Origin of the sequence: Streptomyces harbinensis, from assembly GCF_900116145.1 — a bacterium.
Lineage (GTDB): Bacteria > Actinomycetota > Actinomycetes > Streptomycetales > Streptomycetaceae > Streptomyces > Streptomyces carpaticus.
This window is the reverse complement of the sequence record NZ_FPAB01000008.1, coordinates 68,991-92,303: the sequence shown is the minus strand read 5'-3', so window position 1 is coordinate 92,303 and position 23,313 is coordinate 68,991. Positions and strand designations below refer to the sequence as shown.

Sequence of the window (23,313 nt, the reverse complement as noted above, 5' to 3'; positions counted from 1 at the left end):
AACTCCTTGCAACTGTGACACCAGTTCGAGCACGAGCCGCCGCACAACATAGCCGTCCACGGGGACTTTATCCAGATCATGACAAAGTTTCGCGAGATTGGTCCAAAGGTCTTGGCGGTACAGGAACAAGCGTCTACCTTGCTCGCTGATCCCGAACCAGTGAGAGTGGGTGGCACATGCGGCGACCACCGCATATCAGTCCCAGAAACTCGGAGCAGGTGCACAGATCCACCCTGGGCGACCGGCTCCGCCGGCCCGGTCGCCCGCGCCGGCTGCGCATGTGGGCGGCGGCCCTGCTGTCCGGCGTCCTGGCCGCCGGCGCCGTGCAGGCCGGACCGGCCAGCGCACAGCCCTCCGCCGAATCCGTGGCCCGGGCACTCGATCTCCCGCAGCCACCGGGCGGCGACGACGTCCGGGTGCTGATCTTCCACGCCTCGGCCGGCGCCGAATCCCCGACCGTCGACGCCGGTATCGCCGCGCTCGAATCGATCGGGCGCAGCGGCCCGGCGCAACAGCGGTTCTCCGTCGAAGCCACGGCCGACGCCTCGGTGTTCACCGACGGCCGCCGGCTGGGCACCTTCAACTCCGTCGTCTTCCTGACCGGGCCGGGCGACGTGCTCGACGCCGAGCAGGAACTGGGCCTCCAGGCCTACCTCGCCGCCGGCGGCGGCTTCCTCGGCGTGCACGACGCGGCCCGCACCGAGCCGTACTCGGACTGGTACGGCGCCCTGATCGGCGCCCGGCCCGCCGAGGGCAGCGGCGCCGCCGCCCAGCGCGCCACCGTCGAGGTCGGTGACCGGGTGCACCCGGCGACCGCCTCGCTCCCGCAGGAGTGGAGCCGCCTGGACCGGTGGTTCAACTGGGAGACCAACCCCACCGGTGACGTGCACACCGTCGCCCGGGTCCGCGAACTCGACTACAAGCCGGGCGAGTCGGCCAACGGCCCGGACCACCCCATCTCCTGGTGCCAGGACTACGCGGGCGGTCGCTCGTTCTACACCGCCATGGGCGGCACCGTCGCCTCCTGGGGCGAGGCCGACTTCCGCGACCATCTGCGCGGCGCGCTCAGCTGGACCAACCGCGTCGCCCGCGCCGACTGCCAGGCGACCGTCACCGCCAACTACGCCGCCGAGCGGCTGACCCCGCCCAACCAGCAGGGGCAGCACGACCAGATCGGCGAACCGCACGGCCTGGTGACCGCGCCCGACGGCCGGGTCTTCTACATCGGACGCGGCGGCGGCCCGGCCGGCGCCCCGGTCGTCACCGACTGGAACGACCCGGACATCGGCAAGGGCGAGGGCGAGATCCACGTCTGGGACCCGCGCACCGGCGAGGCCTCGCTGGTCGGCTCGCTCACCGTCTTCGGCAACAAGGGCGGCGGCGGCGAACTGATCAAGACCGAGGAGGGCCTGCTCGGCATCGAGCTGGACCCGCGGTTCGCCACCAACGGCTGGATCTACCTGCACTGGACACCGCACTCGGAGATCGACCGCGAGACGCGGACCGCCGAGCGCCGGGTCTCCCGCTTCACCGTCAACCGCTCCACCGGCAGGCTGGACCTGTCCTCGGAGAAGGTCCTGCTGTCCTGGCCGGTGCAGATCCACAGCTGCTGCCACGCCGGCGGCGGCATGGCGTGGGACTCGAAGGAGAACCTGTACATCGCCACCGGCGACACCAACTCCTCCGGTTTCACCGACGGGTACTCCGGCAACAACCCCGAACCGGTCTTCGCCGGCACCTCCTTCGCCGACGCCCGCCGCACCTCCGGCAACACCAACAACCTCAACGGCAAGATCCTGCGCATCCACCCCGAGCAGGACGGCACGTACACCCTCCCCGAGGGCAATCTGTTCACCGGCGAGGAGACCGCCGAGGGCGGCGGCAAGACCCGCGGCGAGATCTACGCCATGGGCGTCCGCAACCCGTCCCGGATCTTCGTCGACCGGCAGACCGACGTGCTCTACGCGGGCTGGGTCGGCCCCGACGCCTCGCAGCCCAGCACCACCTGGGGCCCGGCCAAGTACGAGTCGTTCACCGCGATCACGAAGCCGGGCAACTTCGGCTGGCCGTTCTGCATGGGCAACAAGCAGCCCTACCGGGACCGCAACCTGCCCGACCCCGACCAGCCGCTGGACTGGTACGACTGCGACGCCCCGCGCAACGAGTCCCCGCACAACGACGGTCTGGTGAAGCTTCCCCCGGTCACCCCCGTCTCCATCTGGTACGCCCCCAACGGCGGCGGCCCCGACTACCCGCGCGATGCCAACGGCATCCCCTCCTACGACGCGGACGAGGAGTTCTACCGGCTGCCGTGGGCCAGGGGCGGCGGCCAGGCGGCCATGACCGGACCCGTCTACCGGTACGACGAGAACCGGGCCAGTGACATCAAGTGGCCACAGTACTGGGACGGCAAGTGGTTCATCGGCGACTTCTACGACGGAGTCCAGCCGCGCCACGCGGTGCTGCTGGATCCCGCCACCACCGGATCGGGCACCCCGCCCACCCACGCCGAGCCGCTGAAGGAGATCATCCCGGTCGGCCAGGGCGGCATCCGCAACCTCATGGACTGGAAGTTCGGCCCCGACGGCGCGCTCTACGTCCTCGACTACGGCCGCGGCTTCTTCAACTCCGACGGCGAATCCGCCCTGTGGCGGGTGACCTACTCCGGCGGCGCGCCCACCCCGGCCGCCTCCGACCTGGTCAGAAAGGGCGACTAGATGAGACGCACAGCGGCCCTGCAACGCCGCACCCTGTGGACCGCACTGCTGACCTCCATGGCCCTGCTGCTCGGGCTCACCTCCGCCGCCGCGCTCGGCGGCGGCGGAGAGAACCGGCAGCCGGAGGCGGCGGCCGAGCAGCAGACACTGCGCTGGGCCTCCGACGACGGGATGGACGCCTACACCGAGGCGCCGCAGACCGCCGTCGCCGGACCGGCGACCATCGTCTTCGAGAACAGTGAGGCGACCGGCAACACCGTCGCGATGCCGCACACCCTCACCTTCGACACCGGCAACCCCGAGTTCAACAGCGACGTCACCCTCAACATCCTGGCCAACCCCACCGACAGCAACGGCGGTCTGCACACCGCCGAGGTGGTCCTCACCCCCGGTGTCTACCGCTACTACTGCGCGATCCCGGGCCACGGTGCCATGCAGGGCATCCTGGTGGTGACCGAGGACGACGGCGAGGACACCACCGCGCCCGAGGTCAGCGCCACCGTGGACGGGGTGCGGAACGACGACGGGGCCTACTTCGGCTCCGCCACCGTCACCCTGGAGGCGACCGACACCGGATCCGGTGTGGCGAGCGTCGAGTTCGCCGAGGGCACCGACGGCGAGTGGCAGCCCTACGGCGACCCGATCGTGGTGGACCGGGTCGGCGACCATCTGCTGCGCTACCGCGCCACCGACGTGGCCGGCAACGTCTCGGAGCCGGGCACCGTGGAGTTCACGGTGGTCGAACCCCCGACCGACGACACCGAACCGCCCGAGACCTCGGCGACGGTCGCCGGTGAGCAGGACGAGGACGGCAACTACCTCGGCTCGGCCACCGTCACCGTCACCGCGTCCGACACCGGCTCGGGCGTCAACTCCATCGAGTACGCCCTGGGCACCGGCGGCGACTGGCAGGAGTACACCGGTCCGGTGGAGGTCCACGAGCTCGGCACCCATGTGCTGCGCTACCGGGCCACCGACCGCGCCGGGAACGTGTCCGAGGAGCAGAGCGTCGAGTTCACGGTGGTGGAGGTCGTCGAGGAGGACACCACCGCCCCCGAGGTCTCGGCGAGCGTGTCCGGCAACCTCAACTCCTCCGGCGCGTACATCGGGTACGCGCAGGTGAGTGTCGAGGCCACCGACGAGGAATCCGGCGTGGCCCTGGTGGAGTACTCCCTGGACGACGGCCCCTTCCTCGAGTACACGAAGCCGGTGATCGTGGACACCATCGGCCGGCGCACCGTCTCCTACCGGGCCACCGACGAGGCGGGCAACACCGCGCAGGCCCAGCAGCTCACCTTCACCGTCGCGCGCGGCGGCGGGGTACCGGCCCCCAGCTGCGCCGAGTTCGACGAGCGCCGCACGGTGTTCGTCGGCGAGGTGGACACCGGCATCCCGAACCGGATCACCGAGAACCGGTGCCGCATCAACGAGCGGATCGAGGACGAGAAGGACTGGTCCTCGCACGCGCTGTTCCTCAAGCACGTGGACACCGTCACCGGTCAGCTGCTGACCGAGGGCGTCATCGACGAGCGCGAGGCCGGGCTGATCAAGCAGGCGGCCCGGGACTCCGGTATCGGCACCCCGGGCAACACCGAGGGCTACCGCAGCCTGTTCGACGGGACGCCGGAGAGCTTCGAGCGCTGGCAGCACGTCGGCGGCGGGGCCTTCGGGCTCTCCGAGGGCGACGCGATGACCTCCAGCTCCGAGGTCGGCGGCATGGGCATGCTGTGGTTCCCCGAGCGGCAGTACGAGAACTTCTCGCTGAAGCTCCAGTGGCGCGACGACGCCCCCGACGGACTGCTCACCAATGGCGGGGTGTTCGTCCGGTTCCCGGACGTGCACGACCACCCGGAGGAGAGCCGCCCGGAGTGGGTGGCCATCAACTACGGCCATGAGATCCAAATCTACGACCGTCCCACCGGGGACCTCTACAAGACCGGTTCGGTCTACGGCTTCGACCGGGTCGGCCTCGGCGGTGCCGGGGTGACCCCGAAGGGCACCTGGAACGACTACGAGATCCGGGTGATCGGCCAGTCCTACGAGATCTACCGCAACGGTGTTCTCATCAACGAGTTCGAGAACGTCCGCGGGCTGGCCTTCGAGCCGCCGCGCGGCGGTGACCCGGGCAGCGACGGGCGGCGCAACGCCTCCGGCTATCTGGGACTTCAGGTGCACGGCGCCAGCGATGTGATCTCCTACCGGGACATCCGCATCAAGGAGCTGTGAACAGCACGGTGAACGGGCCCGGGGTCGGCTGCCAGGACGGCGGCCGACCCCGCGGTCGTGCCCACCCGACACTCACGTAACATAGGTAAGGCATACCTAAGTTTCCGGAGCGGAGTGTCTTTGCCATGCGTTCATATCGACGGTGGGCTCTCGCCGTGGCGGCGGCCACCGCGCTGACCCTCAGCGCCTGCGGTTCCTCCCCGGACGGCGACAGCGCCGGCAACGCCGACCGGGGCAGCGAGAGCCAGGAGCCGGGCACCTTCCCGCTCACCATCGAGCACGCCCTCGGCACCACCACCATCCCGGAGCAGCCGGAGCGGGTCGCCACCGTCGCCTGGGCCAACCACGAGGTGCCGCTGGCCCTCGGAGTCGTCCCGGTCGGCATGGCCGCCGCCAACTTCGGCGACGACGACGGCGACGGGGTACTGCCCTGGGTCACCGAGAAGCTGGACGAACTCGGCGCCGAGACTCCGGTGCTCTTCGACGAGAACGACGGCATCGACTTCGAGGCCGTCGCCGACACCCAGCCGGACGTGATCCTCGCGTCCTACTCCGGCCTCACCCAGCGGGACTACGACACGCTCAGCGACATCGCCCCCGTCGTCGCCTACCCGGAAGCGCCCTGGGCCACCTCCTGGCGGGACATCATCAAGCTCAACAGCGAGGCGATCGGCCTGGGGGCCGAGGGCGAGGCCCTCATCGCCGACCTGGAGGAGGAGATCGCCGCCACCGTCGCCGGCTACCCGCAGCTGACCGACAAGACGGTGATGTTCATGACCCACATCGACCCGACCGATGTGAGCCAGGTCGGCTTCTACACCGCGCACGACACCCGCACCCTCTTCTTCGAGGACCTCGGCCTCACCATCCCCGCCAGCATCGCCGAGGCATCCGAGGGGACCGACCAGTTCGCCCTCACCCAGAGCGCCGAACAGGCCGAACTCTTCGACGACGTCGACATCATCACCGGTTACGGCGACGAGGACGGCGAACTCTTCCAGATCCTCCAGTCCGACCCGCTGCTGTCGAAGATCCCCGCCGTCGAGCGCGGCTCGGTGGCCTTCCTCCCCGGCAGCAGCCCGCTGGCCACCGCCGCCAACCCCACCCCGCTGTCCATCGGGTGGGTCCTGGAGGACTACGTCGCCCTGCTCGCCGAGGCCGCGGACAAGGTGGAATGACCGCGACCGACACCCGGACCACGCCGGACGCCGACCTCGCGCGGCGTCCGGCGCACGTCCGTACCCTGTGGATCGCCGGCACCCTGGCCGCCCTGGCGGTCGTCATGGCCGCCTCGGTGGCCCTCGGCGCGCGCGACGTCGGCCTCTCCGACATCGTCGCCGGCCTCGGCGGCGCCGAGAGCACCCTCGGCGAGGCCGCCGTCAAGAAACGGGTGCCGCGCACCCTGCTGGCCATGACGGTCGGCGCCGCCCTCGCGACGGCCGGCGCCGTGATGCAGGGCGTCACCCGCAACCCGCTGGCCGACCCCGGCATCCTCGGCGTGAACATGGGCGCCTCGCTCGCCGTGGTCACCGGCATCGCCTACTTCGGGCTCACCTCGCCCACCAGCTACATCTGGATCGCCACCGCAGGAGCCGCCGCCACCGCCCTGTTCGTCTACACCATCGGCTCCCTGGGACGCGGCGGGGCCACCCCGCTCAAGCTCGCGCTCTCCGGCGCCGCCGTCTCCGCCGCGCTCGCCTCCCTGGTCACCGCCGTGATGCTGCCGCGCAACGACATCGCCGGCACCTTCCGCATGTGGCAGATCGGCGGGGTCGGCGGCGCCTCGTTCGAGAAGATCGGCCACATCCTGCCCTTCCTCGCGGTCGGCTTCCTGCTCTGCCTGCTGTCCGCCCGGGGCCTGAACTCCCTGGCGCTCGGCGACGAACTGGCCGCCGGCCTCGGCGAGAAGGTCGTGGTGACCCGCGCCGCCGCCGCGCTCGGGGCCGTCCTGCTGTGCGGGGCCGCCACCGCGGTCGCCGGCCCCATCGGCTTCGTCGGCCTGGTCGTGCCCCACCTGTGCCGGCTCGTGATCGGCCCCGACCACCGCTGGCTGCTGCCGCTGGCCGCCGTGCTCGGCGCGGCCCTGCTGACCGCCGCCGACGTCGTGGGCCGCGTCGTGAACCGCCCCTCCGAGATCGACGTCGGCATCATCACCGCCCTGATCGGCGCCCCGTTCTTCATCTACATCGTCCGCCGACAGAAAGTACGAGCCCTGTGACCCTTCAGGCCATGGCCGAGGGCCGGACCCGCCGGATCCGCCGGCGGCGCGTCGTCATCGGCACCCTGGCGGCCCTGCTCCTGGCCGCCTTCGCCGGCACCCTGATGTTCGGGCAGACCTTCTACCCACCGGGCCAGGTCGTCCGCGTCGTCCTCGGCGAACAGGTACCGGGCGCCTCCTTCACCGTCGGCCGGCTGCGGCTGCCGCGCGCGGTGCTCGCCGTCCTCGTCGGACTCTGCTTCGGCCTGGCCGGCGTCACCTTCCAGACCATGCTGCGCAACCCGCTGGCCAGCCCCGACATCATCGGCATCAGCTCCGGCGCCGGGGCCGCCGCCGCCTTCGCCATCGTGGTGCTCGGCCTGAGCGAGGTGGGCGTCTCCGTCTTCGCCATCACCGGCGGCCTCGTGGTCGCCCTCGCCGTCTACACCCTGTCCTTCAAGGACGGGGTGGCCGGCTCCCGGCTCATCCTCATCGGCATCGGGATCGCCGCGATGCTGGAGAGCATGACCGCCTACATCCTCTCGCAGGCGGGGGAGTGGGACCTCCAGGAAGCCATGCGCTGGCTCACCGGCAGCCTGAACGGCTCCAGCTGGACGGAGGTGACGCCGGTGCTGATCGCCCTGGCCGTCCTCGGCCCCGTCCTGCTGGGGCACACCCGCGCCCTGGGCCATCTGCAACTGGGCGACGACACCGCCGCCGCGCTGGGCGTCCGCGTGGAGCGCACCAGGATCGTGGCCATCGTCGCGGCCGTCGGCCTGATCGCGTTCGCCACCGCCGCCGCCGGGCCGATCGCCTTCGTGGCCTTCCTCTCCGGGCCCATCGCCGCCCGCCTGGTGGGCCCCGGCCACTCCCTGCTGCTGGCCTCCGCCCTGGTGGGCGCGCTGCTGGTGCTGGCCGCCGACTTCTGCGGCCAGTTCGCCTTCGGCACCCGCTACCCGGTCGGGGTGATCACCGGCGTGCTCGGCGCCCCCTACCTCGTCTACCTGATCATCAGGACGCACCGCGCGGGCGGCTCGCTGTGAGCCGGCGCGCGCTCAGGGCGCGGCGGGCGGGGGCCCGTTGCGCGGCCAGGGCCGGCCGCTGAGCCGCTCGATGTCCGTGTTGAACCGGCGCAGATCCTCGATGAACCGGACCAGCCGGTCCGCCGGCCAGTCGGCCAGCACCGCCGTCAGCCCGTCGACGATCCCGGCCCGCTGCGCCGCCAGCCGCGCCCGGCCCTCCTCCGTCACCCGGAACTTCCTGGCCGTCCCGCCGGCCGGGTCCAGGGCGCGTTCCACCAGACCGCTGTCGAGCAGGGCCGAGGTCTGCCGGGTGAAGGTGGAGGCGGCCAGCCCGAACGCCTCCACGAACTCCGGTATCGACATGGGCCCCTGCGCCTCCAGCCGGCTCAGCAGCACATAGGCGCTGCGGTCCAGCGCCGCGCCGGCCCGGACCCCGCGCGGGGTGCCCAGCTCCCGGTGCCGGGTGAGGATGAGCAGCTCGCGTTCGATCTCTTCTCCCGCCCGACGGGCCTCCACTCCGGCTCCCCCCGTGGTCCGAACAGCTGTGGGGTACCACCCTACGGCGGGATTGCGCCATGCGCCCGAAGTGCATCATGCACTCTTGATGCATCATGCACAGTGTCGGTAGCGTTGCGTACCGTGAACGCCTGCCCGGGCCGTACCGCGTTCGCTCCCCAGCACACCCGGAGGAGCCCATGACGCCACGTCAGGAACAGACCGTACGGCTGCCGCTCACCGGCGACAGCCCACTGGAGGCACCCGCCGCCTGGGAGACCCTGCGCAGCGGCTGTCCGGTCGCCACCGCCGAACTCCCCAGCGGCGACACGGCCGCCTACCTCACCCGCTACGCGGACGTCAAGAACGTCCTGGCGGACCCCCGCTTCGCCCGCCCCGCCGCCACCGACCCCGGCGCCGCCCGGGTCGCCCCCGACGGCGCCGGCGGCCCCGCCGCCGACGCGGACGGATCGGTGGCCATCCCCGATCGCGGCGAGGGCCACCAGCGCTGGCGGCGCCGGGTCGGCAAGTACTTCACCGCCAAACGCATGACGGCGCTGCGCCCCGGCATGACCGCCATGGCCGAATCGCTCGTGGACGCCATGGTCGAACGCGGCGGCCCCGCCGACCTCAAGGCGTCCCTCGGCTTCCCGCTGCCGGTCTTCGTGATCTGCGAGATCCTCGGTGTGCCGGCGGAGCACCGCGAACGCTTCTCCCACTGGTCGGACGCCTTCCTCAACGTCACCCGTTTCACCGCAGAACAGACCCGCACCGCCCAGGCCGAGTTCACCCGCTACATGGAGGCGCACGTCGCGGCCGTCCGCGCCGACCCGGGCGACGACCTGCTCGGCATGCTGGTCCGCGACGGCGGCGCCGAGGAGGACGGCGGGCCCTCCGACGAGGAACTGGCCGCCACCGGCATGGGGCTGCTGGTCGCCGGCCACGAGACCACCGCGAACATGATCGGCAAGATGACCGCCCTGCTCCTCGCCGACCGCAGCCGCTGGGAACGGCTGGTCGCCGACCCCGCACTGGTGCGCACCGCCGTGGACGAGGCGCTGCGGTTCGACGCCAACTCCGGGTTCGGCATCCGCCGCTACCTCACCGAGGACATCGAGATCGACGGCCGGCCGCTGCCGAGCGGCACCACCGTCGTGTGCGCGATGCCCGCCGCCAACCGCGACGAGCGGATGTTCCCCGACGCCGCGTCCATGGACCTGACCCGCAGCCCCAACCCCCATCTCGCCTTCGGCGCGGGACCGCACGCCTGCCTCGGCCAGGCCCTGGCCCGCACCGAACTCCAGGTCGCCCTGGAGGTCCTGCTGCGCAGACTGCCCACGCTGCGGCTCGCCGTGCCGGCGGGCGAACTGCACCGGCTGGAGGGCCTGCTGGTGGGCGGGCTGCGCGAGGTCCCGGTGGTGTGGGAGGAGAGCGCGGCATGAACATCGGCGTGGACACCACCCGTTGCTGCGGGGCGGGCCAGTGCGTCCTGATCGCACCGGACGTCTTCGACCAGCGTGAGGAGGACGGCATCGTGGAACTGCTCGACGCCACCCCCGGCGAGGCGCTGCACCCCGCCGTCCGGGAGGCCGCCGCCGTCTGCCCGGGCGCCGCCATCACCGTGCGCGAACCGTCCTGACCCACCGTCCGTCCCGCCCCCGGCCACCGGGGACGGGACGGACCGCGGCGGCCGGGGTCAGCGGGCCGGGCGCAGTTCCTCGTCCGCCGGGCCGGACGGGTCCGGCGGCGCACCGGCGCCACCGGCCGGCGCCTCGGGTGCGTCCGGCGCGTCCGGCGCGTCGGCCACCGAGTGCGACACCTGCGGCGCGGCGATCCGCCGCATCAGCAGGGACATCGCGCACATCAGGGCCGCCACCCCCATCAGCGCGTACATGATCCGGTAGTCGATCAGCCCGATCAGCGCCGCGCCCGCCGCGATGGAGAGCGTCTGGAACAGATCGCACACCGAGCTGACCGCCGCGTTCACCCGGCCCTGCATCCGCGCCGGCGCGTACAGATGCAGCGCCGTGCTCAGCGCCACCATCAGGAACGGCAGCCCGACCCCGACCAGCATCGAACCCAGCACGAACAGCGGCAGCTCCCGCCACACGCACAGCACCAGGCCGACCGCGATCAGCCCGTAACCGGCCGCGCTGCCCCGGAACTCCCCGACCCGCTTCACCAGCAGCCCGGCGAGAATGCCGCCCAGCACCGAACCGGCGCCCTGGAGCGAGGCGATCACCCCCACGAACGCCGCGCCCTGGCCGAGCCCCTGGTCCACCGCGGCGAACACCGCCGTCTCCAGCAGCCCCACCACCGCCAGGAAACCCACCATCGCCAGCGTCAGCCGCAGCAGGAACGGGACCGTCCGCACGAAGCGGAAGCCCGCCGTGACCGACCGCGCGAACGGTTCACCGGCCGGCTCCGGCTCCGACTCCACCACCTGGATCGACCACAGCACCAGCGCGGCGACCACGAACGTGGCCGACCCGAGCACGGCCAGCGCACCGCCGCCGAACGCCGTGTACACCCCGGCGCCGGCCACCGGCGAGACGATTCGCACCCCCTCGCGCACCGTGATGAGCAGCGACCGCGCCTCGGCGGCGTTCTCGGACGCCAGCAGATCCTTCAGCAGCGCCGGCCGGGCCGGGGTGGCGAACAGCACCCCGTACGCCAGCGTCACCAGATAGATGATCCACACGTCCCCCGAGCCGTCGACGAACAGCAGCGACAGCACCAGCACCGCCATCACCGCGTACATCCGCAGCAGCAGCGGCCGGCGGCGCACCCGGTCCACCCAGTGCCCCAGCAGCGGGGCGGCCAGACCGGGCGCGGTGATGATGAGGAACACCACCCCGGCCGCCGCGTCGGACCCCGTCAGATCCTTGATCCAGATGGCGAGGGAGAGATAGACCGCGCTGTCCCCGAAACTGGAGAAACTCTCACCGATGAACAGCCGTCTGAAGCGTTTGTCGGTGCGTAACAGTTTCCACATCGAGCGGACCTCCGGGAAAGGAACGGCGGCGGACGGTGCGCCCGCCGCCGGGGATCGGATACGGGGCGGTCAGTCCTCGCCCATCGCGATCCGCAGGCTGCGGGGGCGCATGTCGGTCCACACCCGGCCGATGTGGTCAAGACACTCCTGACGCGTGCCACGCGGCCCCGGCGCCCGCCAGCCGGCCGGCACCGGACGGTCGGCGGCCCAGACGGAGTACTGCTCCTCGTCGTTGACGACGACCACGAACTGCTGCTCGCCGGTGTCGTTTGCCTCTGCGGTCATGGGACGGTCCTCTCGTGCCCGGTGGGTGGAATGGACGGGGCCCCGACCGGGGGCCCCGCGTCGCGCAGGCGGTCGCGCACCAGCTCCCGCACGGCCCGCCTGCTGGTCTTGCCCGCCGCCGTGTCCGGCAGCGCCGCGAAGCACAGCAGCTGACGTGGCCTCATGTACGCGGGCAGCAGCCGGTGCAGACCGGCCCGCACCTCCCGCTGCGCCTGCGGCCACGGCGGCGATCCGGCGGCCGGCACACAGGCGAGATACAGCTCCGGGCGGCCCTCGGGGCCCTCGCAGTCCACCGCCACCGCCTGGGCCAGGTGCGGCAGCCGCTGCGCCACCGCCTCGATCTCGCCCAGCTCGATCCGGTGGCCCCGGATCTTCACCTGGTCGTCCGCACGCCCGTGGAAGTAGTGCTGCCCGTCCGCCCCGGCCCGCACCAGATCGCCGGTGCGGTAGCTGCGCACACCGTCGGGCCCGGTCACGAACGAGCGCGCGGTCAGCCCCGGCTCACCGGTGTAGCCCCGCGCCACCCCGGCGCCGGAGAGCCACAGTTCACCGACCGTCCCGGCGGGCACCGGCCGCCCCGCCTCGTCCAGCACCCGGGCACCGATCCCGGTCAGCGGCCGGCCGATCGGCAGCGGATCGGAGAACGGCGGCGCCAGCGGGGTGCACAGACCGACGACCGTGATCTCGGTGGGGCCGTACGCGTTCCACAGCGCGCCGGTGACCGGCGTCAGCGCCTCGGCCAGCGCGGCCGGCAGCGCCTCGCCGCCGGAGATGAGCGTGCCGAAGACCCGCTCGCCGGCCAGGAACGGGAGCAGCAGCCGCAGCTGACTGGGCGTCGCCCAGGCCGCCGACAGCCGCGCCCCGCGCAGGAAGCGGGCGAACAGCTCCGGATTGCGGGCCGCGCGCGGCGGCGCCACCACCACCGTCCCGCCGCACACCAGCGGGATCAGCATCTCCGGAACCGACATGTCGAAGACGGTGTTGCTGTGCGCCAGCATCCGGCTGCCGGGACCGAACCCGAGCGCCCGCACGAAGTGGTCCAGCAGATTGAACAGCGCCGGATGCTCCACCTCCACCCCCTTGGGCACCCCGGTGGAGCCGGAGGTGAACAGGACGTACGCCGCCGGGTCGCCGGGAGCGGGCACCGCCCCGGCCCGCTCCCGGGCCACCTCGGCGGCGGCGCCCGCGCTCACCCCGTCGGCCACCGGGCCGCGCACCGCCACCACGCAGCCCGCCCGGCGGATCTGGTAGCGGCGCCGCTCGCCCGGTGCCGCCGGATCCAGCGGCACCGCCGTGGCCCCCAGCAGCCAGCAGGCCAGCAGCGGCACCAGATACCCGGCCCCGTACCCGGACTCGATCGCCACCCGGCTGCCCCGGACCGCACCGGCGGCGGACAGCCGCCGGGCCTCGGCGCGGGCGGCGGCCACCAGCGCGCCGTAGCTGAGCGTGCCGTCGGCGCTCTCCACCGCCGGCGCGGCCGGCCGCGCCCCGGCCTGCGCCAGCACGGCGCCGAGCACCGTGCCCGCCCCGTCGTCAGTCGGCGAGGACATCGCCCACCCCCGCCCCGCGCACCAGGGCGGTGAGCCCGGCCGGCGTCGGATCGGCGAAGAAGTCCACGAGTTCCACCGTGACCGCGAACTCCTCGTCCAGCCGCGCCAGCAGCCGCAGCGCCATGATGGAGTGACCGCCCAGCGCCAGGAAGCTGTCCCCGGGCCCCACCGCCGGCACCTGGAGCACCTCGCACCACAGCGCCGCGATCCGTCCGGCCAGCGCGTCACCGGATCCGGCGGCGGGGTCCGCCGGCTCCGGCGCGGGCGGGGCCTCGGGCGGGGACGCCACCGAAGGGCCGGCGCCCGCCAGCAGCGCGGCCCGGTCCGTTTTCCCGCTGGCGTTCACCGGCAGCCGCTCCAGCGGCACCACGAGCGGCACCAGCGGGTCCGGCAGCCGCTCGCGCAGCGCCGCCGCCAGGGCCGCCCCGTCCAGCGCCCCGGCGCCGCCGCCCGGCACCGGCGTCACCCAGGCCACCAGCTCCGCCCCGTGCTCCGTGGGGCGCGCCAGCACCACCGCCCGGCCCACGCCGGGCAGCGCGCACAGCTCCCGTTCCACCTCGGCCGGCTCCACCCGGTGGCCCCGGATCTTCACCTGGTCGTCCCGCCGCCCCTCGAACGCCAGCAGCCCGCCCGGCAGCACCCGCACCAGATCCCCCGTGCGGTACAGCCGCCGCCCGCCGCGCGGATCGAAGGGATCGGGCACGAAGGCCGCGGCCGTCGCCGCCGGATCGCCCAGGTAGCCGTGCGCGAGACCGTCCCCGCCGACCACGAGTTCACCGACCGCGCCCACCGGCACCGGGGCGCCCGCGCCGTCGAGGACGTGCGCGGTGGTGCCGGAGACCGGCCGGCCGATGGGGACGGTCCCGGCCGCCGCGTCCGCGGGCGTGATGTCGTGCCAGGTGCTGAAGGTGGTGTTCTCGGTCGGCCCGTAGCCGTTGACGACCCGTCCCGGCCGGTCGGGGCGGGCCAGCAGCGCCGCCAGCCGCCGGGCGTCCAGTTGCTCGCCGCCCGCCAGCAGGACCCGCAGCGGTGCCAGCGCGTCCGGCGCGAAGTCCACCACCTGGTGGAAGAGCGTGGCCGTCAGCCACAGCACGCTGATCCGCTCACCCGCGACGAACTCCCGCAGCCGGGCCGGGGCCAGCGCGACGTCCCGGCCGCCCACCACCAGCGTCGCACCGGCCGCCAGCGCGCCCCACACCTCGAACGTGGCCGCGTCGAACGCCGGATGCGACAGATGCGCCACCCGATCCTCCGGACCGATCCTCAGATAGTCCGCGTCCGGAACGAGCCGGCTGATCGCCCGGTGCGGCACCACCACCGCCTTCGGCTCCCCGGTCGAACCGGAGGTGAACATCACATAGGCGACGTCCGCACCCGTCACCGCGGCGGGACCCGGCGCGCCCGGGCCCACCGGCCGGTCCCACAGCTCCTCCAGCACCAGCACCGGCCCGCCGCCGGCCGCCCCCGGCACCGCATCCACCGCGGCCCGCGCCACCAGCACCGCGTCCGCCGCCCCCAGCAGCCGGACGGCCCGCGCCGCCGGCTGCCCCGGATCCACCGGCAGATAGCCGCAGCCCGCGTACAGCGCGCCCAGGAACCCGGTCACCGACCCGGCACCGCGCTCCGCCACGACCGCCACCACCGACCCCCGGCCGAGCCCGGCCGCCCGCAGCCCGGCCGCCACCGCCCGGGCCCGTACCGCCAGTTCGCCGTACGTCAGCCGCAGCGCTCCGTCCACGAGTGCGGCGGCGCCAGGACGCCGCACCGCGTGCCGCTCGAACCGCTGGTGCACCGCCTCGTACCCGGGCCCGTCGCCGCCGCCGGACGGCTCGCGGACCACCTCCGGCAGCGGCGCGTCGGGCGCCGCGAACGCCGCCGCTGCCGCCCCGATCAGCCGCTCGTGCAGCGCGCCCGCCGCCGCCGGACTGAACAGCTCCGTGTGGTACTCCAGTTCCAGCTCCGGTTCGGCGCCGTCCACCACCGACCACAGCAGCTCGTACTTGGCCGTGCCGGTCGGCCACAGCTCCCGCCGCGCCCACCGGCCCGCCAGCCGCAGCCCGCCCTCGCCCGCCATCCGGTGGGTCAGCGCCACCTGCGCCAGCGGCGCGCGCGAGCGGTCCGCGCCGATCCGCAGTCCGGCCAGGATGTCCTGCAACGGCGCCCGGCGGTGCGCCAGCGCCTCCGCCACCGCCCGCCGCACCCGCCGCGCCACCTCCCGCGCCGTCACCCGGGGCGGCAGCGTGAGGCGCAGCGGCAGCGTGTCCACGAACATCCCGATCTCCGCACCGCCACCCGGCTCCCGCGCCGAGGCAGGCACCGCCACCACCAGATCGCGGTCGCCGGTCACCGCCGCCAGCCCCACCGCGTACGCGGCCAGCCAGGTCATGAACGGACTCAGCCGCTCCTGCCCGGCCACCGCGCGCAGCGCGGCCAGCGCCCGCGGCGCGAACGCCGCCCGGTGCACCGCCCCGCCCGTGCCTAGCACCGCCGGCCGGGGCAGATCGGCCGGCAGCGCCATCGCCTGCGGCGCCCCGGTCAGCCGGCGCCGCCAGTACGCCAGTGCCGCCGGCCCGTCCACCACCGCCCCGCCGGACGGCACCACGGGCGGCGCGCCGGGCGCCCCCGCATCGTCCGCACCCGCGCAGCGCCGCCCGAGTTCCTCCTCCAGCAGCGTCAGCGAGGCCCCGTCGCACACCAGATGGTGCACCGTCAGCAGCAGCACATCACCCGCCGCGCCCCGGTCCACCACCAGCGCCCGCAGCAGCGGCGGCCTGGCCAGCTCGAACGGCTCCCGCACCTCCCGGTCCAGCAGCGCGCCCAGCTCCGCTTCCGAGACACCCGGCGCCGCCACCCAGCGGCACGGCACCCGCACCCGCGCCGGGTCCGCCTCCACCGCGAGCCCCGGAGCAGCGAAGCCGCGCCGCAGCGCCGGATGCGCCGCCGCCAGCCCGTCCAGCGCCGCCCGCAGCCCGGCGACATCCAGCCGCCCGGCGAACCGGTACACCGCCCCGACGTGGTACCGCGCGGTGCCCGGCCACAGCTGCTCCGACGCCCACAGCCGCTCCTCCGCCGGCGTCAGCGGCCGGCCGGTCCGCGCCGCCCCGCCCTCCCCGGCCAGCGCCGCCACCAGCCGGCCGAACTCCGGGTACTCGTAGAGCAGATCCAGCTCGACCTCGGTCCCGGTGACGGACCGCAGGCTCATCGCCGCCTCCACCGCCACGATCGAATCGCCCCCGGCGAGAAAGAAATGGTCGTCGTCGCCGGCCGGCTCCGCCCCCACCGCCCGCCGCCACACCTCGGCCACCGCCGCCCGCAGCCGGTCCCCGCCGGCCTCCGGCACCTCGCTCACCGGCCGCCGCCTTCCGCCCGCGCCCGCGTCACCAGGACATCCCCGATCGCCAGCGCGTCCAGCGGGGACCGGGCGAAGGTCTCCACCGCCTCCCGGGGCGTGCGGACGATCGGCTGCCCCCGCAGATTGAACGAGGTGTTGAGCACCACCGGTGTGCCGTGATCGTCACCGAACCGCCGGATCAGCTCCCAGAACAGCGGCGACTGCGCCCGGTCCACCACCTGCACCCGCGCCGAGCCGTCCACGTGCGTGATCGACGGCAGCACCTCCCGGTACTTCTCCCGCACCTGCGCCACGCACAGCATGTGCCGGTACAGGCCCTCCTGCCCGGGCGCGATCTCGAAGAACTCCCCGGCCCGCTCCGCCGTCACCGCCGGGGCGAACGGCCGGAACTCCTCCCGCTGCTTGACCACGGCGTTCAGATGCGCCCGCATCCCCGGCACCCGCGGGTCGGCCAGGATGCTGCGGTGCCCCAGCGCCCGCGGCCCGAACTCCATCCGCCCCTGGAACCACGACACCACCGACCCGCCGCCCAGCAGCGCCGACACCCGGGCGAGCAGTTCGTCCCGGGCGAGCGCGGAGCGCACCTCGAAACCGGGACCGAGGCCCGCCAGCGCCGCCGCGATCTCCCCGGGGCCGAACCCCTCACCCCAGTACGGCATCGTCATCGCCCGCGGCGCGGCGGGCCGCCGCCGGCGCAGCTCCCACAGCGCCGCGCCCAGGGCGCTGCCGTCGTCCCCGGAAGCCGGCTGCACGAACATCTCGTCCACCAGCCCGCTGCGGGCGATCACCCCGTTCGCCGTGCAGTTCAGCGCCACCCCGCCCGCCATGCACAGCCGCCGGGACCCGCCGCCCGGCAGCTCCCGCGCCGCGCGCAGCACATGCAGCAGACTCTCCTCCAGGGCGCGCTGCACCGTCGCCGCCACGTCCATGTGCCGCTGCTCCAGCGGCGCCTGCGGATGCCGGGCCGGCCCGAACAGCTCCTCCAGCCGCCGGATCACCCCCCGGTGCGTCTCCCGCTCCAGCGGGGTGCGGTCGTGCGCCAGCAGCGGGGAGCGCAGCACACCGTCCGGCAGCCGCCGCATCAGCTCCCCGTCCGCCGCCGCGAACCGCGCCGGGTCCCCGTACGGGGCGAGGCCCATCACCTTGTACTCGTCCATCCCGGGCAGAAACCCCAGGTACTGGGTGACGACGCTGTACAGGATGCCCAGCGAGACGCCGATCGGATACCGCCGCAGCGTCCGCAGCCCGGATCCCGCACCGGCGTGCACCGAGGTCGCCTCGGTCTCGCCCATGCCGTCGGCCACCAGCACCGTCGCCTCGTCGAAGCCGCTCAGCCAGTAGGCGCTGGCCGCGTGCGCCAGATGGTGCGGCACCCGCACGAGCTTGCGCTCCCAGTCCCGGCCCGGGAAGTGCTCCCGCAGCACCTCCCGCTGGACCTCCTCCGCGTACACCTCGCGGAACCAGCGGCGGGTGAGGGCGTCCCGTTCGAACGCCGCCGACGGCTCGTACCGGAAGCCGTGCGCCACCACGTCCACCTCGTCCGGCGTCACCCCCGCCATCCGCAGACAGGCCGCGATCGCGTCGACGGGGAACGCCCCGGTGCCCTTGTCGCCGTCGTGCCGCTCCTGGGCGGAGGCGGCCAGCACCCCGTCCTCACCGACCAGCGCGGCGGCCGAGTCCAGGCCCTGCACCAGCCGCAGCTCGCGGCTGTCGAGTCCGGGCAGCAGCTCGCGCTTCACCGCCTGTGCCCGGTCCAGTCCGCTGATTCCCAGTACGAGCACCATCAGGCTCCCCTCGGTTCGGTCCGATCGCGCACCGCGTCGGCCACGGCGCCGACATGGGGCCGGCGCAGCATCTGGAAGTGGTCGCCCGCCGTGTACGCGACCGTCAGCGACCCCGTCAGCTCCCGCCACCCGGCCGCGGCCCGCTCGCGCTCGGCGGGATCGTCGGCCAGCGACAGCACCAGCCGGGCCTCCCCGGCGAACCGGGCCGGCCGCCAGCGGCCGAGCGCCGCCAGCAGATCCCGCCAGTACGCCAGCAGCGTGGCGGTGGTCGGCCCGTCCAGCTCGGCCAGCGCCGCCGCGTCCACCCCGAGCGTCGCCAGCACGGCGCCCGCCCGGCCGGATGCGGCGTCGGCCAGCAGCGCCCCGGGGCCCTCGCGCAGCACCGCCGCGCGCAACTCCTCCAGCCGGCCCACCGTCAGCCCGGGCCGCCCGCCGTCCGCCGCAGCCGGCGCCCCCGGAGCCCGGCCCGGCTCGGCGTCGATGACGACCAGGCGCGCCACCGGTACCCCGGCCTCCCGCAGCCGGACCGCCACCTCGTGGGCGATCGCGCCGCCCGCCGACCAGCCCGCCACCACCACCGGGCCACGCCCGGCCAGCAGCGGCGCCAGCTCCCGCGCGTACCCGGCCGCCAGCGCGCCCAGTTCGCCCGGCGCCGCCCCCGAGGACGGGTCGCCCTGCAGCCCCAGCACCTCGAACTCCCCGCCCAGCTCCGCCACCAGCTCCCGGTATCCGAAGAGCGTGCCGCCCAGCGGATGCGCCAGGACCAGCGGCACCGCCCCCGGCGTCCCGCCCAGCGGCACCACCCGCTCGCTGCCCGCGCCCGCGCCGTCCAGGTACGCGGCCTGCGCGGCGACCGTCGGCGCCCCGTACAGCCGGGCCAGCGGCACCCGCACCCCGAACCGTTCCCGCAGCCGCTCCGCCAGCCGCACCGCGAGCAGCGAGTGGCCGCCCAGCGCGAAGAAGTCCTCGTGCACCCCGACCGCCGGGCGGCCCAGCAGCTCGGCCCACACCCCGGCCAGCCGCCGCTCGGTCGCGGTCCGCGGCGTACGCCCGTCCGCCGGCCCGCCGTCCGCCGCCGCCGGCAGCGCGGCCCGGTCCAGCTTCCCGCTCGCAGTGCGCGGCAGCGCGTCGATCCGCACCACATCGGTGGGGATCGCCGCCTCGGGCAGCAGCCGCGCCAGATGCCGCCGCAGCTCTCCCGGCTCCGGCAGCCGCTCCCCGGCCGGCACCACATGCGCCACCAGCCGGGGCCGGGTGCCCGCGCCATGCTGATGCGCCGTCACCACGGCCGTCGAGACCCCGGGGTGGGCGCGGAGTGCCGCCTCCACCTCGGCCGGCTCCACCCGCTGCCCGGTGATCTTCACCTGCCCGTCCGTGCGGCCCCGGAACTCCAGCAGCCCGTCCGCCGTGTACCGCCCCAGGTCCCCGCTGCGGTACAGCCGGCTCCCCGGCGGCCCCCACGGATCGGGCACGTACCGGTCGGCGGTCAGCGCCGGATCCCGCAGATAGCCGCGGCCCACCCCGGCCCCGCCGATGTGGATCTCGCCCACCGTCCCCGGCGGCACCGGATCGCCCGCCGCGTCCAGCACCCGCACCACCGTGTTGGCGTCCGGCCGGCCGATCACCGGCAGCGGCCGGCCCCCGAACGCCGCGTACGTCGCCTCCACCGTGGTCTCGCTCGGCCCGTACGCGTTGAACGCCGTCACCCGCGGGTCATCCCGCAGCGCCGCCCACAGATCCGGTGGGCACGCCTCGCCGCCCAGCACGATCACCCGCGGCGGATACGGCGCCTCCAGCAGCCCGGCCTCCACCAGCAACTGCACCTGCGCCGTCGTCATGTCCAGCGTGTCCACCGCCGTCGCGCGCCGCTGCGCCCGCTCCACCAGCAGCCGCGGATCGCGCCGCTCCGCCGCCGACAGCAGCGTCAGCGGATGCCCGTCCAGCAGCGCCAGGATCTGCGCCAGGAAGAAGTCCGACACGAACGCCGAGGTACCGGCCGCCATCCGCAGCGCCCGGCCGCCGCCCGCCGCCCGCAGCCGGGGGAGCAGCGTCCGTTCCGCGAAGTTCGCCAGCCCGCCGTGCTCGATCAGCACGCCCTTGGGGCGGCCCGTCGACCCCGAGGTGTACAGCACCGCCGCCAGATCGCGCGGCCCCACCGCCGGGAACACCACGGGCTCCGCGTCCCCGTCCCGCACCGGCCCGGTCTCCGCTCCCACCTCCAGTACCGGAACGCCCTCCGGCAGCGGCCCGCCCCCGTCCGGCCCGGCCAGCACCAGCACCGGCTCCGCCTCCTCGGCCATCAGCCGCTGCCGCGCCGCGGGCAGCTCGGGATCGAGCACCACGAACGCGGCACCCGCCCGCCACACCGCCCAGATCGCGACGAGCGCCGACCGGCCCGGCCGCAGTTGCACCCCCACCACGTCGCCGCGCCGCACCCCGGCCCGCACCAGCCGCCGCGCCAGCCCGTCCACGGCCGCCGCGAACCCGGCGAAGGACAGCTCGCCCGCCGCGTCCCGCACCGCCACCGCCCCCGGGGTACGGGCGGCCCGCTCCGCCAGCGACACCTGCACCGGCCGCGCCGGCACCTCCGCGACCGGTCCCTGCCACGCCGCCAGCCGCTCCCGCTCCGCCTCGTCCGCCGCCAGCACCTCCCGCAGCGGCGCGCCGGGGCGCCGCCCCAGCTCCGCCAGCAGCCCGGCGAACGACTCCAGCAACCGCTCGGCGCTCACCCCGTCGTACAGCTCGGGACGGAACGCGAGAGCCAGCCCCAGCCCGCCGGCCGCTTCCTCGGTCACCTCGAGGGACAGATCGAAGTGGGCGCCGCCCGGCGGCAGCAGCCGGTCCGTCAGCCGCAGCTCCGGCGGGGCCCCGGCGTCGGCCCGCGCCGCCGCCGGAACATGCGTGAACATCGTCCGGAACAGCGGATTGCCCCCCGCCTCCCGCTCCGGCCGCACCGCCCGCACCACCTGCTCGAACGGCAGCTCCTGGTGCGCGAACGCCTCCAGCACCACCGCACGCACCCGCGCCAGATGGGCCGCGAAGTCCGCCTCCGGATCGATCCGCACCCGCAGCGCCAGCGTGTTGACGAAGAACCCGACCATCGGCGCCGTATCCGGATGCGACCGCCCCGACACCGGCGTCCCCACCGTCACATCCCGGCTGCCCGCGTGCCGGGCCACATGGAGCACGTACACCGCCAGCAGCGCCATGAACGCCGTACTGCCGGTGGAGCGGCGCAACTCCGTCAGCCACTCCACCGTCTCGGCCGGTACCCGCGCCTCGCGCCGGTCACCAGCGGAGCCCGGCCGCTCGGGGACCGGCCGGTCCGGCTCCGGCACCGTGGGCACCGCACCGGCCAGCGCCCGCGTCCAGTACTCCCGCTCCGCGCCGCCCCGCTCGGCCAGCACCTCCCGCTGCCAGCGCGCGTAGTCCGCGTAGTCCGCGTAACCGGCCGCCGGCTCCGGCAGCCCGGCCGCCCCCGCCGCGCCACCCGCCCGGTACCGCGCCCACAGCTCCCGCTCGAACACCTCCAGCGACCAGGCGTCCAGCGCCACATGGTGCGCCACGAACGCCAGCGTGTGCCGCCCGGGCCCGGTCCGCCACACCCGCACCCGCAGCAGCGGACCCCGGGTCAGATCGAACGGCTCGGCCACCAGCGCGTCCAGTCGCCCCGCCACCTCACCGGGCGGGCACTCCTCGGCGGCCAGACCGCACCGCCAGGGCGGACCGATCCGCTGCACCACGGCACCGTCCGCGTCCGTGTCCACGGTGGTGCGCAGCGCCTCGAACCGCCCGATCAGCGCGTCCACCGCCGCACCCAGCCGCGCCACATCCAGCGGGCCCTCCACCTCACGCGCCCACGTCACGTGGTACGTCGCGCTGTCCGGCGCCAGCTGCCACAGGAACCACAGCCGCTCCTGCGCGTACGACGCCGGCAGCGGCTCACCCGGCGTCCGCACGGCCCGTACGATCCGGCCGCCCGCCGTGCCCTCCGCGCCGGCCGCGCCCGCCTCCCCGGCCTGTTCGTCCAGCCGGCGGGCCATCGCGGCCACCGTCGGCCGCTCGAACACCTCGTGCAGCCGCACCCGGACCCCGAACTCCGTGCCCAGCCGCATCACCAGCCGGACCGCCAGCAGCGAATGCCCGCCCAGCGCCACGAAGTCGTCCTCGATCCCGACCTCCGGCAGCCCCAGCACCTCGCACCACACCGCCGCCACCCGCCGCTGCGTCCGGGTCACCGGCGGCCCGCCGCGCAGCCGCGCCGCCTCCGGCGTTCCGGCCGCGCGCCGCAGCGCCGCCCGGTCCAGCTTGCCACCCGGGGTCAGCGGCAGCGTGGGAACCGTCCGCACCACCGCGGGCACCGCGGGCGCCGGCAGCCGGTCCGCCAGAAACGCCGTCAGCGCACCTCCGTCGACCTCCGCCCCGGCCGTCCCGGCACCGGCCGGCACCACATGCGCCACCAGCGTCGTCCGGGCACCCGGCGCCGCACCGTCCCGGTGCGCGGTGACCGCCGCCGCCGCGACCGCCGGATGGGAACGCAGCAGCGCCTCGATCTCCGCCGGCTCCACCCGCTGGCCGGAGATCTTCAGCTGCTCGTCCACCCGGCCCGCGAACTCCAGCAGACCCCCCGCGGTGAACCGCACCAGGTCACCCGTCCGGTACATCCTCGCCCCCGGCGGACCCCACGGGT

14 protein-coding genes (1 of these 14 cut by a window edge) are annotated in these 23,313 nt (G+C 74.6%); 7 read left to right on the top strand and 7 right to left on the bottom strand.

Annotated elements, in window-relative coordinates; all coding sequences use genetic code 11:
* The first annotated feature begins 278 nt into the window (after nt 1–278).
* The 5 genes from BM385_RS21090 (at nt 279) to BM385_RS21070 (ending at nt 8,183) form a co-directional block, all read left to right on the top strand.
* Nucleotides 279–2,717 carry a ThuA domain-containing protein gene (locus tag BM385_RS21090; RefSeq protein WP_093844104.1) on the top strand — a complete coding sequence of 813 codons (2,439 nt, stop codon included), beginning with the start codon at nt 279–281 and terminating at the stop codon, nt 2,715–2,717.
* Entirely contained in the window at nt 2,718–4,943 is a 2,226-nt protein-coding gene (locus tag BM385_RS21085) for an OmpL47-type beta-barrel domain-containing protein (RefSeq protein ID WP_093844017.1), read from the top strand.
* A gap of 125 nt (nt 4,944–5,068) precedes the next feature.
* Complete coding sequence (locus BM385_RS21080; RefSeq protein WP_026047527.1) at nt 5,069–6,121, top strand: iron-siderophore ABC transporter substrate-binding protein; 1,053 nt, start codon at nt 5,069–5,071, stop codon at nt 6,119–6,121.
* Nucleotides 6,118–7,161: a FecCD family ABC transporter permease gene (locus BM385_RS21075; protein WP_019434413.1), complete on the top strand. Its 1,044-nt coding sequence runs from the start codon at nt 6,118–6,120 to the stop codon at nt 7,159–7,161. Before BM385_RS21080 ends, BM385_RS21075 begins: the two co-directional genes overlap by 4 nt.
* 11 nt (nt 7,162–7,172) lie before the next feature.
* The gene (locus tag BM385_RS21070; protein ID WP_093844016.1) at nt 7,173–8,183 is read left to right on the top strand and encodes a FecCD family ABC transporter permease; all 1,011 of its coding nucleotides are present in this window, start codon (nt 7,173–7,175) and stop codon (nt 8,181–8,183) included.
* A gap of 12 nt (nt 8,184–8,195) precedes the next feature.
* On the opposite strand, the gene BM385_RS21065 is transcribed toward BM385_RS21070, so the two are convergent.
* A complete protein-coding gene (locus BM385_RS21065) occupies nt 8,196–8,678 on the bottom strand; it encodes a MarR family winged helix-turn-helix transcriptional regulator (protein ID WP_019434411.1) in 483 nt (160 codons plus the stop codon).
* A gap of 179 nt (nt 8,679–8,857) precedes the next feature.
* Between BM385_RS21065 and BM385_RS21060 the strand changes: the two genes are divergently transcribed.
* Both BM385_RS21060 and BM385_RS21055 read left to right on the top strand, forming a co-directional pair.
* Nucleotides 8,858–10,099, top strand: coding sequence for a cytochrome P450 (locus BM385_RS21060; protein WP_093844015.1), 1,242 nt, complete (start codon nt 8,858–8,860; stop codon nt 10,097–10,099).
* Nucleotides 10,096–10,296 carry a ferredoxin gene (locus BM385_RS21055; RefSeq protein ID WP_019434409.1) on the top strand — a complete coding sequence of 67 codons (201 nt, stop codon included), beginning with the start codon at nt 10,096–10,098 and terminating at the stop codon, nt 10,294–10,296. Before BM385_RS21060 ends, BM385_RS21055 begins: the two co-directional genes overlap by 4 nt.
* Before the next feature lie 57 nt (nt 10,297–10,353).
* Here BM385_RS21055 and BM385_RS21050 read toward each other — a convergent pair whose 3' ends face one another.
* The 6 genes from BM385_RS21050 to BM385_RS21025 form a co-directional block, all read right to left on the bottom strand.
* The gene (locus BM385_RS21050) at nt 10,354–11,652 is read right to left on the bottom strand and encodes an MFS transporter (RefSeq protein ID WP_019434408.1); all 1,299 of its coding nucleotides are present in this window, start codon (nt 11,650–11,652) and stop codon (nt 10,354–10,356) included.
* 69 nt (nt 11,653–11,721) lie between these two features.
* Nucleotides 11,722–11,937, bottom strand: a complete 216-nt coding sequence (locus tag BM385_RS21045; protein WP_019434407.1) for an MbtH family protein — start codon at nt 11,935–11,937, stop codon at nt 11,722–11,724.
* Nucleotides 11,934–13,487, bottom strand: a complete 1,554-nt coding sequence (locus tag BM385_RS21040; RefSeq protein WP_093844014.1) for an amino acid adenylation domain-containing protein — start codon at nt 13,485–13,487, stop codon at nt 11,934–11,936. The genes BM385_RS21045 and BM385_RS21040 overlap by 4 nt, the downstream gene beginning before the upstream one ends.
* The gene (locus BM385_RS21035; protein ID WP_093844013.1) at nt 13,471–16,836 is read right to left on the bottom strand and encodes a non-ribosomal peptide synthetase; all 3,366 of its coding nucleotides are present in this window, start codon (nt 16,834–16,836) and stop codon (nt 13,471–13,473) included. Before BM385_RS21035 ends, BM385_RS21040 begins: the two co-directional genes overlap by 17 nt.
* A complete protein-coding gene (locus BM385_RS21030) occupies nt 16,833–18,623 on the bottom strand; it encodes a carbamoyltransferase family protein (protein ID WP_217650964.1) in 1,791 nt (596 codons plus the stop codon). Before BM385_RS21030 ends, BM385_RS21035 begins: the two co-directional genes overlap by 4 nt.
* On the bottom strand, nt 18,623–23,313 hold the end of the coding sequence (locus BM385_RS21025; RefSeq protein WP_175543066.1) for a non-ribosomal peptide synthetase. The gene runs 15,574 nt beyond the window's last position; 4,691 of the gene's 20,265 nt are visible here — the last part of the coding sequence; the start codon falls outside the window, past its right edge; the stop codon is at nt 18,623–18,625. The genes BM385_RS21030 and BM385_RS21025 overlap by 1 nt, the downstream gene beginning before the upstream one ends.